The sequence below is a fragment of the Microbulbifer hainanensis genome, from assembly GCF_014904735.1.
In the GTDB taxonomy this organism is placed as follows: Bacteria; Pseudomonadota; Gammaproteobacteria; order Pseudomonadales; family Cellvibrionaceae; genus Microbulbifer; species Microbulbifer hainanensis.
Window position 1 is genome coordinate 17,475 of sequence record NZ_JACZCR010000011.1, and the last position, 15,089, is coordinate 32,563.

The 15,089-nt window shown below is 60.2% G+C and carries 10 protein-coding genes; 4 read left to right on the plus strand and 6 right to left on the minus strand.

Going from position 1 to position 15,089, the window contains the following annotated elements; genetic code table 11:
* Positions 1-16: 16 nt before the first annotated feature.
* The 6 genes from IG168_RS04235 to IG168_RS04260 form a co-directional block, all read right to left on the minus strand.
* A complete protein-coding gene (locus IG168_RS04235; RefSeq protein WP_193162072.1) occupies positions 17-2,581 on the minus strand; it encodes a glycoside hydrolase family 3 protein in 2,565 nt (854 codons plus the stop codon).
* Positions 2,582-3,116: 535 nt separating this feature from the next.
* Positions 3,117-4,610 carry a tryptophan halogenase family protein gene (locus IG168_RS04240; protein ID WP_193162074.1) on the minus strand — a complete coding sequence of 498 codons (1,494 nt, stop codon included), beginning with the start codon at positions 4,608-4,610 and terminating at the stop codon, positions 3,117-3,119.
* A 38-nt stretch (positions 4,611-4,648) separates the two neighbouring features.
* Complete coding sequence (locus tag IG168_RS04245) at positions 4,649-5,659, minus strand: cupin-like domain-containing protein (RefSeq protein ID WP_193162076.1); 1,011 nt, start codon at positions 5,657-5,659, stop codon at positions 4,649-4,651.
* Positions 5,656-7,212 carry a tryptophan halogenase family protein gene (locus tag IG168_RS04250; RefSeq protein WP_193162078.1) on the minus strand — a complete coding sequence of 519 codons (1,557 nt, stop codon included), beginning with the start codon at positions 7,210-7,212 and terminating at the stop codon, positions 5,656-5,658. The genes IG168_RS04245 and IG168_RS04250 overlap by 4 nt, the downstream gene beginning before the upstream one ends.
* A gap of 125 nt (positions 7,213-7,337) precedes the next feature.
* Positions 7,338-10,271 carry a TonB-dependent receptor gene (locus IG168_RS04255; RefSeq protein WP_193162080.1) on the minus strand — a complete coding sequence of 978 codons (2,934 nt, stop codon included), beginning with the start codon at positions 10,269-10,271 and terminating at the stop codon, positions 7,338-7,340.
* A gap of 464 nt (positions 10,272-10,735) precedes the next feature.
* A complete protein-coding gene (locus IG168_RS04260; RefSeq protein WP_193162082.1) occupies positions 10,736-11,071 on the minus strand; it encodes a tetratricopeptide repeat protein in 336 nt (111 codons plus the stop codon).
* 65 nt (positions 11,072-11,136) lie between these two features.
* Between IG168_RS04260 and IG168_RS04265 the strand changes: the two genes are divergently transcribed.
* From IG168_RS04265 to IG168_RS04280, 4 genes are all read left to right on the plus strand, one after another.
* On the plus strand, positions 11,137-12,435 hold the full coding sequence (locus IG168_RS04265) for a M20 family metallopeptidase (RefSeq protein WP_319024658.1): 1,299 nt from the start codon (positions 11,137-11,139) through the stop codon (positions 12,433-12,435).
* 123 nt (positions 12,436-12,558) lie between these two features.
* Positions 12,559-13,152, plus strand: a complete 594-nt coding sequence (locus IG168_RS04270; RefSeq protein WP_193162087.1) for a TetR/AcrR family transcriptional regulator — start codon at positions 12,559-12,561, stop codon at positions 13,150-13,152.
* A 158-nt stretch (positions 13,153-13,310) separates the two neighbouring features.
* On the plus strand, positions 13,311-14,345 hold the full coding sequence (locus IG168_RS04275; RefSeq protein ID WP_193162089.1) for an NADP-dependent oxidoreductase: 1,035 nt from the start codon (positions 13,311-13,313) through the stop codon (positions 14,343-14,345).
* Positions 14,346-14,388: 43 nt separating this feature from the next.
* Positions 14,389-15,066, plus strand: a complete 678-nt coding sequence (locus IG168_RS04280) for a type 1 glutamine amidotransferase domain-containing protein (protein WP_193162091.1) — start codon at positions 14,389-14,391, stop codon at positions 15,064-15,066.
* The last annotated feature ends 23 nt before the right edge of the window (positions 15,067-15,089 follow it).

Genomic DNA, 15,089 nt, shown 5'->3' on the forward strand with positions numbered 1-15,089 from the left:
CAGGGTTTCGCCTGGCTTAGCCGCACTGGATATCCGCTTTAACATCGTTGGCCACGCGCACGCTGTTTACTGACACATCCATTTTGCCCTCGGTAACCATATAGAACGGCGACAGCACCATATCCATTTTGGCCCCCTTGTCTGCCAGGCACTGCAGGGCAACGGAGACCGTGCGCCACTTGCCCGGCTCAGCCTGACGCAGCAAACCGGTGATCGGCTGCTCCGCCACACATTCGGTGCCGCAGCCCATGCCGATGCGGACATCGCCGCTGGGCGCTTCATCGACTTTCACATCGAACACCAGCGCCCCCTTGGACTGCAGATAACTACTGAGATCGGTGCGCTGATTGGCAAAGAAACCGACGCTGGCAGCACCGGCGCCACTCCACTGCAGGCGGCGGCTGTCTTCCTGCACCTTGCGGTCTACCGCTTGCACCCGGATGCCGTCCAGTTCGGTGACACTGCCGGTGATGGCTCGACGGTGGTTGCCGCTGTCGATAACCATCAGAGTCCATGGATCCAGTGCGCGTCCGGCAAAGACCTTCAATTCGCTGTTCGCCGCAACACCATGCAGGCCGCTGTCTTCGGGCAAGGCTGTAGCCAAATCCTGATCGTTGTAGCTGAGCCCAAAACTGTAAGCGTACTGGGCGTGATAGCTGTCGGAATCCGCAGTTTTGCTGGCAATATTGCGCGGTGCCGGAACGGCGGTTTCCGGCCAGGTGAACGGCAGCTTGCCGGCAAAGTCGTGCTGGATTTCTCCGTCGGCGTTGCGGAACAGTACGTCGGCGACACCCTCGCCCTCAGTGCCCGGCTGCCAAACGACCACAAAGGCATCCGAAGCGTTAATCTCCGGATTGACCCACAGCGGGCGGCCGGTGATAAACAGGGAGACCACCGGAATACCCTCACCGCGCAGCTTTTGCAGCAGTGCCAAATCGCTGTCGCCAGCGTAATCCAGGTTGGCGATATCGCCCTGCATTTCCGCGTAGGGATCCTCGCCGAACACGACAATGGCCACATCGGGCTTGTCGGTGAAGCTGCCGTCTTCACTCAGCGCGGCGCTGCCGCCGGCCTTTTTCACTGCCGCAGCAATGCCATCGTAAATCGACGTCGCGCCGGGGAAGTCGCTGTTGTCATTACCGGTGCCCTGCCAGGTAACGCTCCAGCCGCCGGCCTGTTTGCCGATATTATCGGCACCGTCGCCGGCGACCAGCACATGTGCGTCGGCGTCCAGCGGTAGCAGGCCATTGTGGTTTTTCAGCAGTACCAGCGATTCACGCACTGCGCGACGAGCGATGGCCCGATGTTCCGGCGAACCGATCACCTCAGCCTTGCCTGCCAACGCGCGGGTGGAAGGCGCGCCCTCATCGAACAGACCTGCACGCATTTTGACTCGCAGGATACGACGCACCGCATCGTCCAGGCGCTGGGCCGGGATGGTACCGGCTTTGGCCTGGGCCAGGGTGTTGGTGTAGAGCGCTTTCCAGCCGGCATCCGGCGCCATGAACATGTCGATACCGGCATTGATCGCCTGCGGGCAGCTGGTCTGGCTGCAACCATCAACAAACGCGTGGCCGTTCCAGTCACCGACGACAAAACCGTCGAATCCCATGCGACCTTTCAGTACGTCGGTCAGCAGGTACTTATTGCCGTGCATCTTGACTCCCTGCCAACTGCTGAAGGAGGCCATCACCGTCTGCACACCGGCTTCGATTGCAGAGAAGTAACCCGGGGCATGGATCTTCAGCAGAGTCTCCTCGCTGACTTCGGCATCGCCGCGGTCGACACCGTCGAGAGTGCCACCGTCGGCGATAAAGTGCTTGGCGGTGGCAATTACGCGCCCACCGGCAAAGAAGTCATCCGTCTGCGGGGCACCCTGCAGTCCCTCCACCATCGGGCCGCCGTAGCTCTGCACTACCGCCGGGTCCTCGGAATAGGATTCATAGGTGCGTCCCCAGCGGTCATCCTGCGTTACCGCCAGCGTCGGAGCGAAACTCCAATCGATCCCGGTAGCCGCGACTTCCGCGGCGGTAGCCGCGCCGATTTCGCGGATCAGCTCCGGATCGCGGGTGGCACCGAGGGCAATATTGTGCGGAAACAGGGTCGCGCCCAGCACATTGTTGTGACCGTGCACCGCGTCGGTACCCCAGATGACCGGTATACCGACACCGCCGTCACTGGTATCAGTGGAGGCCTTGTAGAAGCTGTCGGCAAGCGCGACCCAGTCGTCAACGCTCGCGTGTTTGTCGTTGTTCGGGAAAGCGCCGCCGCCGTTGAGGATGGAACCGACATGGTACTCGCGGACATCTTCCGGAGTCGCGGTGCGCACTTCCACCTGAATCAGCTGACCGACCTTCTCTTCCGTGGTCATACGCTCGAGCAAGGCATCGACACGAGCCTCGAGCGCCGGATCCTTTTGCACCCGGCTGGTCAATTGTGGCCAAGCCGCGTGATGCTGGTCACTGTCGATATTCGCGGCTTTCTGCTGAGCACTATTTCCGGACTTCTGTTCCCCACAACCGACCAGCCCTCCACTCGCTATCAGGCTGGAGATCACCCCCAGCAAAATTCGCTTTTTCATCACCACAGAACTCCTATTATTGTCGTGCCCATTTTTTGGCCGGCCGTTCAAATGGCGGCTTTGATTCTGCGTATTTATACTCGCCGCCCGCAAATGGGTCGTCCCACTTTGAATTTCACCACCAAAATGGTGCGCTCCACCTTGCCCACTGGGCAAAAAGCCAAAATGGGACGGGGGGTTACCCGGGATCCGCTAAAATTTCCGAGCTGCCGCGCCCCGCTCCACAGGGGTGAGGTCGCAGGGGTAAAGAGAGTCGCTCCACCGGGCGAAGGATTATTGGCGGGATGCTGCACAGGAACTTGTAAAGCCTGTTGGCCGACTGTTACTGCATCACAACCGGCGCCTGATTCACCGGTGAAACAGAGCAAGACATGGTGGCGGCGGGGAGCAGGAAGGCATTTCCCGGACCCCGGATTCTTCCGGGATCCGCAGGTCAAACTCGAGACAGGCCCAGCCGCCAGGCGTACGCGAGGGAAATTGCGGAGGCATCCCTACCTCGAAACCTCCATTTCGATTTTCTGTCACCTACAGCCATTTATCCGGCGCGCCGCGTGGTACCGGATAAAAATTTGTCCAGATACTCGTTGTGTTCTTTCAGTTTGGCGAGGTTTTTATCGACATTGCCCTTGATCTGCGCAAGGAACTCCGCGAGCTCACTCTCGGGCATGGTATCGACCAGCGGGTGGTAACGCTCCGGCATCAACCCCTGCCCCAGCATGACCTGCTGCCAGGAGTCCACGAACAATTCACTGCCTTCCCGGAACACGTGACCGGTTTCGCGGAAGATGTCGATTTTGTTGGCCAAGCTGTCGGGTATGTCCATCTGCCGACAGTAACGCCAGAACTCCGTATCCTGGCGCTCGGTCACCTTGTAGTGGAGGATGATGAAGTCGCGGATGCGCTCCACATCGAAATCTGACTGGCGGTTGAATTCATCCACTTCCGCCTGGCGAATTTCCGTCTGCGGGAAAAAGCGCAGGAAGCGCACAATATTCTGCTGGATCAGATGGATACTGGTGGACTCCAGCGGCTCCAGGAAACCGCTCGACAAGCCCACGGCCAGGCAGTTTTTATTCCACTGTTTGCGGCGGCGCCCGGTTTGGAACTTGATTACCCGGGGATCGGTCAGCGGCTTGCCGTCGATATTATCCAGTAACTGCTCACGTGCCGACTCGTCGGATTGATAGTTACTGGCATAAACGAGGCCATTGCCCACGCGATGTCGCAACGGGATTCGCCACTGCCACGCACTCTCACGGGCGATGGAGCGGGTAAAGGGCACTGGCGGTGCCACCGCCTCGGTCTGCACTGCCACCGCGCTGTCGCACGGCAGCCAGTGTGACCAGGACTCGAAACCGGTGTGCAGGGCTTTTTCAATCAACAGGGCGCGCATACCGGTACAGTCGATAAAGAAATCACCGTCCAGCTCACGTTCCGAATCCAGCTTGAGGGCGCGGATATGCCCGTTGTCGGGCCGCAGCAGTACCTGATCTATCTTGCCCTCTACCCGCTTGACGCCATTGCTTTCGCTGAATTGGCGCAGGTAGGCCGCGTAGAGGCTCGCATCAAAGTGGAAAGCGTAGTTGAGGCCGTTATTCGGCAAGTGGGAAAATCTGTGCGCCTCCGCTGCGCGCCGCTCCAGGCAGTACTCTCCAAAATCCCCGGCCAACCCCAGCTGCCGGCCCCGCATCCAGAAGTGCTGGAAACCGCAGGCCCAGCAATCCTGGCCGGTGACGCCGAAAGCGTGCAAGTAGTCTTTGCCCTGGTCGCGCCAGTTTTCGAAACGGATGCCCAGCTTGTAGGTGCCCTGGGTGGCGGCGAGGAACTCCGCCTCATCAATACCCAGCAGGCGGTGAAAAAATACCAGCGTAGGGATGGTGGCTTCGCCCACGCCGACGGTGCCGATCGCCTCGGACTCCACCAGCGTGATATCCAGTTTACCGCCCATCAATTTTGACAGGGCGGCGGCGGTCATCCACCCGGCGGTACCACCACCGGCAATCACGATTTTCTTGATGGCTTGACTCATTATTACCTCACCTTGTTATTGTCTCGCCTTTTCTCGACTCAAGGCATCCGCTGCAGTCTGTCAATTAGCTGTTTACGCAAACGCCCAACCGCTTCCCGGTCGAGCTCTCCCAACACCCCGCGTCTGGATTCGGGGATATGTCCGGCCGAATCTGCGCGGTTTACCACGAAGTGGTCAAATAAGTGGCCCCACGCCTGCCGCTGCGCCTCCGGAAGCCCGCCAATCGTAAACAGGGCGTGCATCAGTGCGTCGAATGGCAGTCCCGTCCAGGCGGGAGTCGCGCGCCACCAGTAGTTCACCAGCACGTTGAGGTCGTCGAGCCCCTCAACCTGGTGCCACCACATGCTGGGCAGATAGAGCAGGTCGCCCGGCTCCATCTCAGCCACCACTGCAGCTTCGAGCGCAGCGCGGTAACGCGGAAAGTGCTCAAAATCCGGCGTGTAAAAATCCACCATACTGATCGCCTGCCCCGCCGGGGTAAAGTCCAGTGGTCCCGGGTAGAGATTGGCCACCTGATCCGGCGGGAATATCGTGAAACGGCGGCGCCCCGCTACCACGCAGGCCAAATTGTCCGGCAGATCAAAGTGCGCAGCGATACGCGTGCGATTGCCAAACCACAGGGACACCAGCGGCTCGCAGCCGGGCAGTTCCAGGTCGTTGTGCGCCCGTAAGCCCGGCAGATGGTGATCAACCGGCGTCGAACCCACATAACAGCAGTCATCGCCAAAGGCTCCGCTTTCAAGTTGCCGCAGCGTCGGAAGCAGCTGGCCGGTGGCCCGCTCGAAATTGAAACCGTCCAACTTCTCGTTGTAAAAAATTCGCCCGCCAGTTTCCGCGTCCGCGTGAAACACCACCAAGGGCCTCTCCTGGTCAAAAGGCACCAGGTAGTCGGCCAGCTCCCCCGCCCGGGCCGCCTGCACCATTGGCCAGTGCGCGAGGGCGCCCTTCATAAGCAGGGGAGCGGTGCGACCAGCGACAATCCCCGCCAGCTCCTGAGGCGAAACATCCTCTCGCGTCTCAACCGACGGGATAAATTCGGGATAACTCATCCGGCTCGCACCCGTGGCTGGGCGCCGCTGATCAACTGCTCGATCAGCTGCCGGTTGCCGGGCAGCCCATTGCGGAAGCTGGCCAATTGCCGCTGTACTTCGGCGAGCTTCGCGCGCGCCTGCTCAGGGTTGTTGTCCGCGCGCGGCGCGCGGACGAAATCACACGGATACCCCATACCGTGCAGCACATAGCGATAACTGGCGGGGGGAAACAGGGGCTGCGCCATTGGAAAGTCCTGGCGCGCCGGCGCACGGTGCCGCCACAGGGTCAGGTTTTCACGCAGAGATTCGGGCCAGGTTTCCGGTGCCCGGTGGGCGCGCCAATATTCGGAGTCCGAGCGCGTCGACAGGGCATAGTGGAGTTTCAGGAACTCAATGATATGGTCCCAGTGCGCCAGCATCTGGCGGTTAAAGCGCTTCGCCGCTATCTCCATCTGATCGACCTGTGCTGGCAGGAAGTCACGTATCAACCCGGCTGACTGCTCAATCAGGGCCAGTGCCGAGGCCTCCAGCGGCTCTATAAATCCGGCGGCCATCCCCACGGCAACGCAGTTGCCCTGCCAAAACACCGAGCGGTGTCCCGGTGCAAAACGCAGCTGGCGGACGGACAGGTCCGCCGCATTCGTAATGGCGCTCTCCCGCTCGAGAAAATTGCGGAAATCCGCTTCTGCAGTTTGGTCGTCGGTAAAGTCACTGGCATAGACGTAGCCCATACCGCGGCGTGTGGGCAGGCCGATGTCCCATACCCAGCCATTGGCCAGTGCGGTCGAGCGGGTGACCGAGGCAATAGGAGCCTCCGCAGACTCATGTGGCACCTGCACCGCCAGGGCCCGGTCATTGAACAGAACCGAAGCCTTACTTTCCCAGGGAATACCGAGATGGTCGCCGATAATCAGCCCAGTGCTGCCGGAGCAATCCACGAATAGATCGGCGGCCAGGCGCTGCCCTTCGCGGGTGTGCAATGCCGCAACCGAGCCGTCAGCGCCGCCTTCCACCCGCTCGATCTCAGCCGACAGGTGCCGCACACCCAATTGCGAGACGCAGTGGTCGCGTAGACACCGGCCGAACTTGCCGGCATCGAAGTGATAGCCGTAGTTGAGCACACCGGCATACTCGGGAGTGGCCAATTGCTTGGGTGCCAGACCGGCATCGCAGATGGCCGCCTGCGGCGTCACCGCATAGGCGTAATCATCAGCTCCCTGCTGTCGCGCCAGATCCAGTTCGAAGTAGCCGTGCGGCAGCGAAAACGGGTGGTAGTAGCGATCGCGCTCACTCTCTGAGCGCCAGGAAGTAAACAGGGAGCCCTGTTTGAAAGATGCGTCACATTCGGTAAACAGGCGCCGCTCGGACAGGCCGATGCGCCGCAGGGTCTCTCGCATGGAGGGCCAAGTGCCCTCACCGACCCCGATGGTGGGAACGTTGGGCGACTCTACCACTGCAATATCACAGTGACCGCCACGATTGCGGCCGTGTTCCGCCGCCAACAGGGCGGCTGTCAGCCAGCCGGCAGCGCCACCGCCCAACACCAGTATGGATAATGGAGCCTGTTGCATTGCAGAGCCTTTACCGCTTAAAGAAAGCTAAAAAATACATTAGCGTAAATCTTCACGCCAATGTAAACGCGCCAACAGGGGGCGGCCAGCCACCCCCTGTTGGCGCAACCTCATCGGCCGATGCCTCAGAAGTTGTAGCGCACGCCCAGGTTGTAACGGGCTCCGGTTTGAATAGCGCCAATCATCATATTCTTATGGCGGCCGTACAAACGCTGGGTCTCGTTGGTGAGGTTGATACCCTCTACAAACACGGTCAGGTTGTCCTGAATGTCGTAGCTGGCATTGGCGTCCCACTGCCCGTAGGCCTCGGTGTACACCGGATTTCGCTCCCCGTTACCGTCGAAGGTATTGGTCAGGAAATCATCGCGCCAGTTATAGGCAATACGTGCCTGGATGCCGTCCTTGTCGTAGAAACCGATGACGTTGAACGAGTCACTCAGGCCAAGCAGTGCAAACTGGTTTTCGCAGCCATCACACTTGTTGGTGTTGAAGTTGTCGTAAGAGATATCGCCATCGACAGTAGTCAAGTTGACGATACCGCCGAAGCCGGAATCGCCAAACATATGCTGCACGGCAACCTCAAAGCCATCGATCATTGCACTCTCGGCGTTGACTGGCGCTATCACGGTAAACTCTGCCGCCGCATCGCCTTCCGCCGCAGAACCCACGACCGGTGCACCGTACAGAGATTCCATATAGGCGCGCACTTGTGCGGGATCATCGGTACCCAAATCGGCAACCGCCTGCTCATAACGCGGCCCCTGCGCCGGGTGCGCCAGATTGAAGGTATTTTCCGTGAAGGAGCTCTGGCCGATAAAGTTCTTCACATTCTTGCGGTAGTAACCAGCGGAAACATAGCTGCTCTCGCCGTAATACCACTCGGCGGAAATATCGAAGTTGGTGGATTCGAACGGATCCAGATCCGGGTTGCCGCGAGAGGCCGTGCCGCCGTTGAAGCGCAGTAGCGGGTCGATGGTCTGGCCGCCCTGAATATCAGCGTAGCCAGGACGCGTGATGGTCTTGCTGACGGAAGCCCGGGCAACGACGTCGTCTCTCAGCGAGATATCAAAGTCGATGTTCGGCAGCCAGTTGCTGTAGCCACCTTCCTGCCGGCTGAAGCCCAGCCCGCTGCTCTGCGCCACGAACTCATTATCGGCAGCCCAGACGATCGAATCGTAGACCGGCACTTTCGCCTTGGCATCCACCTGGGTGTCTTCGAAGCGCAGGCCGACGGCGAGATGCATCGGCATCGCAGCCTCTTCCCATGCCAGGTTGACTTGGGCGTAAGCGGCCTGCTGCGTCTCCACCGCGGTGCGGTCGGTGGTGAAGTCATCGCTGGCGCACAGTACGGTGCCACAGGGGCTGATGGTCTCGCCATTAGCCGCCGCGATAGCCGAGATGGCATTGATCATGCCCTGGAAGTCGGCCGCATAGTAGTAGGGGGTCATACCGGCACTGTCGGCGCTGCTGAACTGATCCAGCGCATCGGCCATGCTCTTCTGCACGAAGATGTCATCCGGATAATCGGCCGGAGAACCGTACCCTCCCCAAGTGTCGCGCTGGGCGTTGGCGAAGGCGGAGCGGTTAGTCGATTCCATGTAAGACACACCGAAGTCAATGGTCTTGACCGCGCTGTCGTCGACCTTGAAGGTACCGTCGAACTTCGCCTGCTCGATGTCGTGCTTCATGTAGCTGTTGCGGAAGCTGCTGCCGGAAGTCAGCATCTGCGCGGGATCGAAGCCCTGACCGTCAATGAACCCAAAGCTGGTGGCGGGCAGGTCGCCACTGTAGTTCACGGTAGTGGCGGCACGGTTGAACTGGACACCAGCGATATTGTTGTTGGTGCCGCGGCCGTCCTTCGCCCCGTTCTCCGCCGTAGAGTTGTGGTAGTCAAACGCCAGGCTCAGGTGGTCGGTCGGGTCCCAGGCCAGATTCAGGCCCACGGAATTGTTCTCGTTGACGGAGCCCCATTCGCCGGCGTTAAAGGTCACGTCAGAACCCGTGCCATCGGTGTAGACAATCGGTGCAACTACGCTGCCATTTCCAGAACCTTTGGTGAAGGAGCCAGAGACGGGCACGCCGTTAAACCAGGCGCCCATGGCATTGTACTGCTGCTCTACGTCCTGCTCGGCGTAGGTGTAGTCCAGAGTCGCCTCGAAGTCGTCACGGGGAGCCCACTGCATGGTTAGCTGGGCGTTGGTACGCTCGCGCTGCACCTCGCCGAAGGCATAGCCGATCCCGCGCGGCACGGAATAGACATCACCTTCCTGCGGTGCATTTTCGAAGTTGGTGTTGTCAGGCGCAATGGAGCCCCAGTCACCCTGACCACCCGGAATGGTGTACCAGCCGGAAGGCGTTTCCGACTTGGCATAGCCGCTGTCGCGCTTGGAATAAGAGCCGGTCAGCGCGACACCGATGGTATCGTCGGCAAATTTGGTGCTGAAGATGCCTGACAGCTCCGGAGTGAAGTCGTCACCCTCTTTGGTGGAAGTATCGTGGGTCGTTTTGGCGCTGAGATTCAGAACCATATCGTCCTGTTCCAGCGGGCGAGCGGTACGAATATTGATCACAGAGCCGATGCCGCCAGTCGCCAGGGAGGCTTTGCCGGTCTTGTAGACTTCCACCGCGCTGACGCTCTCGGCGGCCAGATTGGCAAAATCGAAAGAACGAGACGCTGACGCACCAGTCGCCTCAATGTTGGCGGCCGGCATCACCCGGCCGTTCAGGGTTACTACGTTGTAGTCGGGACCGAAACCGCGAACGGTCACACGGCTGCCTTCGCCATTCTGGCGGTCAATGGAAACACCGGTGACACGCTGCAGTGATTCAGCCAGGTTGGTATCCGGCATCTTGCCGATGTCCTCGGAGGAAATGGCGTCCACCACCCCCTGAGCATCGCGCTTGACGTCCATCGACTTGGTCAAACTGCCGCGAATACCCACAACAGTCACTTCTTCCAGTGCACCCCCATCTTGGCTCTGCGCCATGGCAGTACCGGTCAGCGCGCAGGCAATTGCTGCGGCGATGGATTTCTTCCTAAATCCAAATTGATTGCTCATCGAGTTCTCTCCCATCGTCAAGTCGTTATTCTTTATTTCCGCCAGATGATCAGCACCCAATGGGACGCGCAGGATAGCGCTATCTGGCGGCAGGCTATACTCCGCTGTGCGACTGACAAGTGTCGTCCCAGTTTTACCCGGGGACGAAAGATGAACTATCCCACCTTGTTCCCGCCAAAGCGGGAAACCAAAAAAACCTTAAAAATCAATAAGTTATATATAGTAATACAATAGAAGTAGCGAAGAAGAACGGGCCAATTTATCTACGTGGAGCGGTGTCGCGGACGGCGGCAGGTCGAACTCCCACCGAGCCCAGCTGATCAAAAATTAAGCAGCATAAATATGAAGGGCCGTGACCTCAGCCCGAGAAGCAGCGCACAAAACGGACACCCGCTTGCTGCACTGGCCGGTCATCGGCGACATGAATGACAGAACCTGGAGTTACTGCGGCCATATCCAGCCCATCAACCACCGGCCGACCGGCTTTTCTCCAGCTTCTTCATGAATACCTCTATTTCCCGCTCCACCTGCTTGTCGCCCTTGGCCCGCGCCACCTCGAGGCCACGGGTGAAGGCGAACTGCGCGCCCTCGCGGTCGTCCAGCGCCAGCCGGCTGCGACCGAGCAGTTTCCAGGCGGCGGAGTGCTCTGGCATCTGCTGCACGCAGACCGCCAGGTGAGCCTCTGCGGCACCAAAATCCTTCTCATTGAACAGCGCACTGCCGAGACCGAAGCGCAACAGCGGTGAGTCCTTGCCCTGTTGCAACTGCGTCTGCAGGCGCTGAATGATCGGATTGGTCATGGGGCTCTCCGGCCAGGTAGAGATAGAATCCTGTCACGATAATGTATAAACAGGGGATAAAAAAAGTGAAACCCGCATTCCTGTCTGCCGCCATCGGCGCATTGCTACTGGGGTCCGGCGCGGCTAACGCGGCCGACCCGAGCCAACTGCTGAAAAAGACCGAAGACAAGGTCATCGAGTGGCGCCACCACCTGCACCAGCACCCCGAACTGGGCAATCGCGAATTTGAAACCGCCAAATACATCGCCAGCCACCTGAAAGAACTCGGCATCAAGGTGGAAACCGGCGTCGCCCATACCGGAGTCATCGGCTTTCTGCAGGGTGGCAAACCCGGCCCCACGGTGGCGCTGCGCGCGGATATGGATGCCCTGCCGGTCACCGAGCAGGTGGATGTCCCCTTCGCCTCCAAAGCCAAAACGGAATACAACGGCGAGGAAGTGGGTGTGATGCACGCCTGCGGCCACGATACCCACGTGGCAATGCTGATGGGTACCGCCGAAGTGCTCGCCGGCATGCGCGACGAGCTGGCCGGCAATGTGCTGTTCATTTTCCAGCCCGCCGAAGAGGGGGCGCCGGACGGCGAGGAGGGCGGCGCCAAGCTGATGCTGAAAGAAGGGCTGTTCAAGAAATACAAGCCGGACGTGGCTTTTGGCCAGCACGTCACCTCCAGCCTGCCCACCGGCGTCATCGGTTATCGCTCCGGCCCGCTGATGGCCAGCGCCGACGAGTTCCGCATCACCGTGAATGGACGCCAGACCCACGGCTCGCGCCCCTGGGGCGGCGTGGATCCGATTACCACCGCGGCGCAGATCATCATGGGCACCCAGACCATCGTCAGCCGCCAGATCGATATCACCAAGGAACCGGCGGTGGTGTCCTTCGGCAAGATCGACGGCGGGGTGCGCAACAACATCATTCCGGACAGCGTGTTCATGAACGGCACCATCCGCAATTTCGACATGGACAACCGCAAGCAGATCTTCGAGAAGCTCAAGATCACCGCGGAGAACATTGCCGCCAGCGCCGGCGCCACGGCCAAGGTGCAGATCCTCGAGGGCTATCCGGTCACCGTCAACAACCCGGAACTCACCAAAGAGGCCCTGCCGGCCCTGCGCGCCGCCGCCGGCGCCAAGCGCGTGATGGAAGTCCCCAAGGTCACCGGCGCCGAGGACTTCTCTTACTTCGCCGAAGCCGTGCCCGGCTTTTACTATTTTGTCGGCGTGACTCCGGCCGGCAAAGATCCCGCCACCGCCGCCAGCAATCACTCCCCGCGCTTCTATGTCGACGAGAGTGCATTGAAGGTGGGCACCGAGGCCCTCACCCGCCTCACACTGAACTATATGGCCGACCACAAAGCCCGCTAACCGGCGCTGTAAGTTTGCAGGGGCTGTCGCATGGCACCCCTACAGCCCCCTATATCCTGACAACCGGGAGCTATAACAAAACGCTCTAGACGATCGGTCTAGTCGAGTATTAGACTTGCGCCCATGAGCAGTCAGTACGACAACACCCGCCAGCACCTGCTGGACACCGGCCACCGGGTTATTTCCGGCAAGGGCTTCTGCGGCGTGGGCCTGAGTGAGATCCTCACCACCGCCGGGGTGCCGAAAGGCTCTTTCTATCACTACTTCAAATCCAAGGAACAGTTTGGCCAGGCCCTGCTGGAGGACTACTTTCGCAAATACCTGGCCGATATGGACCGCCTGTTCACGCCCGGCGACAAACCGGCCGCCGAGCAGCTGATGACTTACTGGAAGGAGTGGCTGCGCACCTACAGCGCCGGCTGCAATGAACAGAAGTGCCTGGTGGTGAAACTCAGTGCCGAGGTGGCGGACCTGTCGGAACCCATGCGCATCACCCTGCGCGACGGCACCGACCGCATCATTGCGCGAGTCGCCCGCTGCATCGAAAACGGCCGCGCGGACGGTTCCCTGCCGCCGCAGCTGGATCCCGAGCAGACCGCCAACATGCTATACCAGCTGTGGCTCGGCGCCAGCCTGCTGACCAAGCTGCACCGCACCGGTGCGCCGCTGGAGCAGGCCATGGCGATCACCCGGGCCACCCTGGCCGGGGAACACTGACCGCGAAACACTGCCCGCCCCGTGCGGGTATTTTTTGGCGGCCGCACTAGACGACCGGTCTAATTTGAGTTGGACCGGCGCGGGCAGGCCAGCGGTAATTACTCGGCCAAAGCGCCGATAACTGTACTAAAACTGACACCAAACCAAGGAGAGCAACCATGCCCCAGACTACCGAAAGTAACCGCCGCATCGTGCTGGCCTCCCGCCCCGAGGGCGCGCCGCAAGCGGACAATTTCCGCCTGGAGCAGGTGGATATCCCGCAACCCGCCGACGGCGAGGTGCTGCTGCGCAGCGTCTACCTGTCCCTCGATCCATATATGCGTGGACGCATGAGCGATGCCCCCTCCTACGCGGAGCCGGTGCAGGTGGATGACCCCATGTGCGGTGCCACCGTCAGCCGCGTGGTGGAATCCCGCCACCCGAAATTCAACCAGGGCGATTGGGTTCTCGCGTATAGCGGCTGGCAGGATTACGAAGTGTCCGACGGCAGCGGCCTGATGAATCTGGGCGCCTCCCCGCAGCACCCGTCCTACACTCTGGGCGTACTCGGCATGCCGGGCTTCACCGCCTATATGGGTCTGCTGGATATCGGCGAGCCAAAGGAGGGGGAAACGCTGGTGGTCGCCGCCGCGACCGGTCCGGTGGGCGCTACCGTCGGCCAGATCGGCAAGATCAAGGGCTGCCGCGTCGTCGGTGTGGCCGGCGGGGCGGAGAAATGCCGCTACGCGGTGGAAGAGCTGGGTTTCGACGCCTGTATCGACCACTACGCCGATGACTTCGCCGACCAGCTGGCCGCTGCCTGCCCGAAGGGTATCGACGTCTACTTTGAAAATGTCGGCGGCAAGGTCTTCGATGCGGTCATGCCGCTGCTCAACACCTTCGCGCGCATTCCGCTGTGCGGACTGGTATCCCAGTACAACGCGACATCCCTGCCGGAAGGCCCGGACCGTCTCGGCCAACTTATGGGTATGTCGCTGGTCAAGCGCCTGAAAATCCAGGGCTTCATAATTTTCGATTACCAGGACCGCTTCGGCGAGTTCTTCCCGCAGATGTCCGAATGGGTCGCCAGCGGCAAGATCAAGTACCGCGAGGAAATTGTCGACGGACTGGAACAGGCTCCGGAGGCCTTTATGGGCCTGCTGCAGGGCAAGAACTTCGGCAAGCTCGTGATTCGGGTCGGTGCTGACAACTGATCACTTACCCCCAAACAATTCTTAACCAAACGAGGTATACGCAATGAAAATACTGATGGTACTCACCTCCCACGACCAACTGGGAAATACCGGCAAGAAAACCGGTTTCTGGCTCGAGGAATTCGCCGCACCCTACTATACCTTCAAAGACGCGGGCGCCGAGTTGACTCTTGCATCCCCCAAAGGCGGACAGCCGCCGCTGGATCCGAAGAGTGACGACCCGGACGCACAGACAGAAGCGACCGATCGCTTTCACAAGGACACCGACGCGCAGCAGGTGCTGGCGCACACCAAGCGCCTGGCCGATATCAAAGCCGGAGATTTCGATGCGGTCTTCTATCCCGGCGGCCACGGCCCCCTGTGGGACCTGGCCGAAGACAGCGACTCCATCGCCTTGATCGAAGCCTTTATCGCCGCGCAAAAACCGGTCGCCGCCGTGTGCCACGCACCGGGCATCTTCCGTCACACCAAGGGTGAAGATGGCAAACCATTGGTGGAGGGCAAGAAAGTCACCGGCTTCACCAATTCCGAAGAAGCCGCCGTCGGGCTCACCGACGTGGTGCCCTTCCTGGTCGAGGATATGCTGCAGCAGAATGGCGGCAATTATTCCAAAGCGGACGACTGGCAAAGTTATGTACAGACCGACGGGCTGCTGATTACCGGACAGAATCCGGCCTCGTCCGAAGCCACTGCCAGCGCGTTAATGGCGAAGCTCAAGTAAACACGAACGCGCGCTAAACAAAA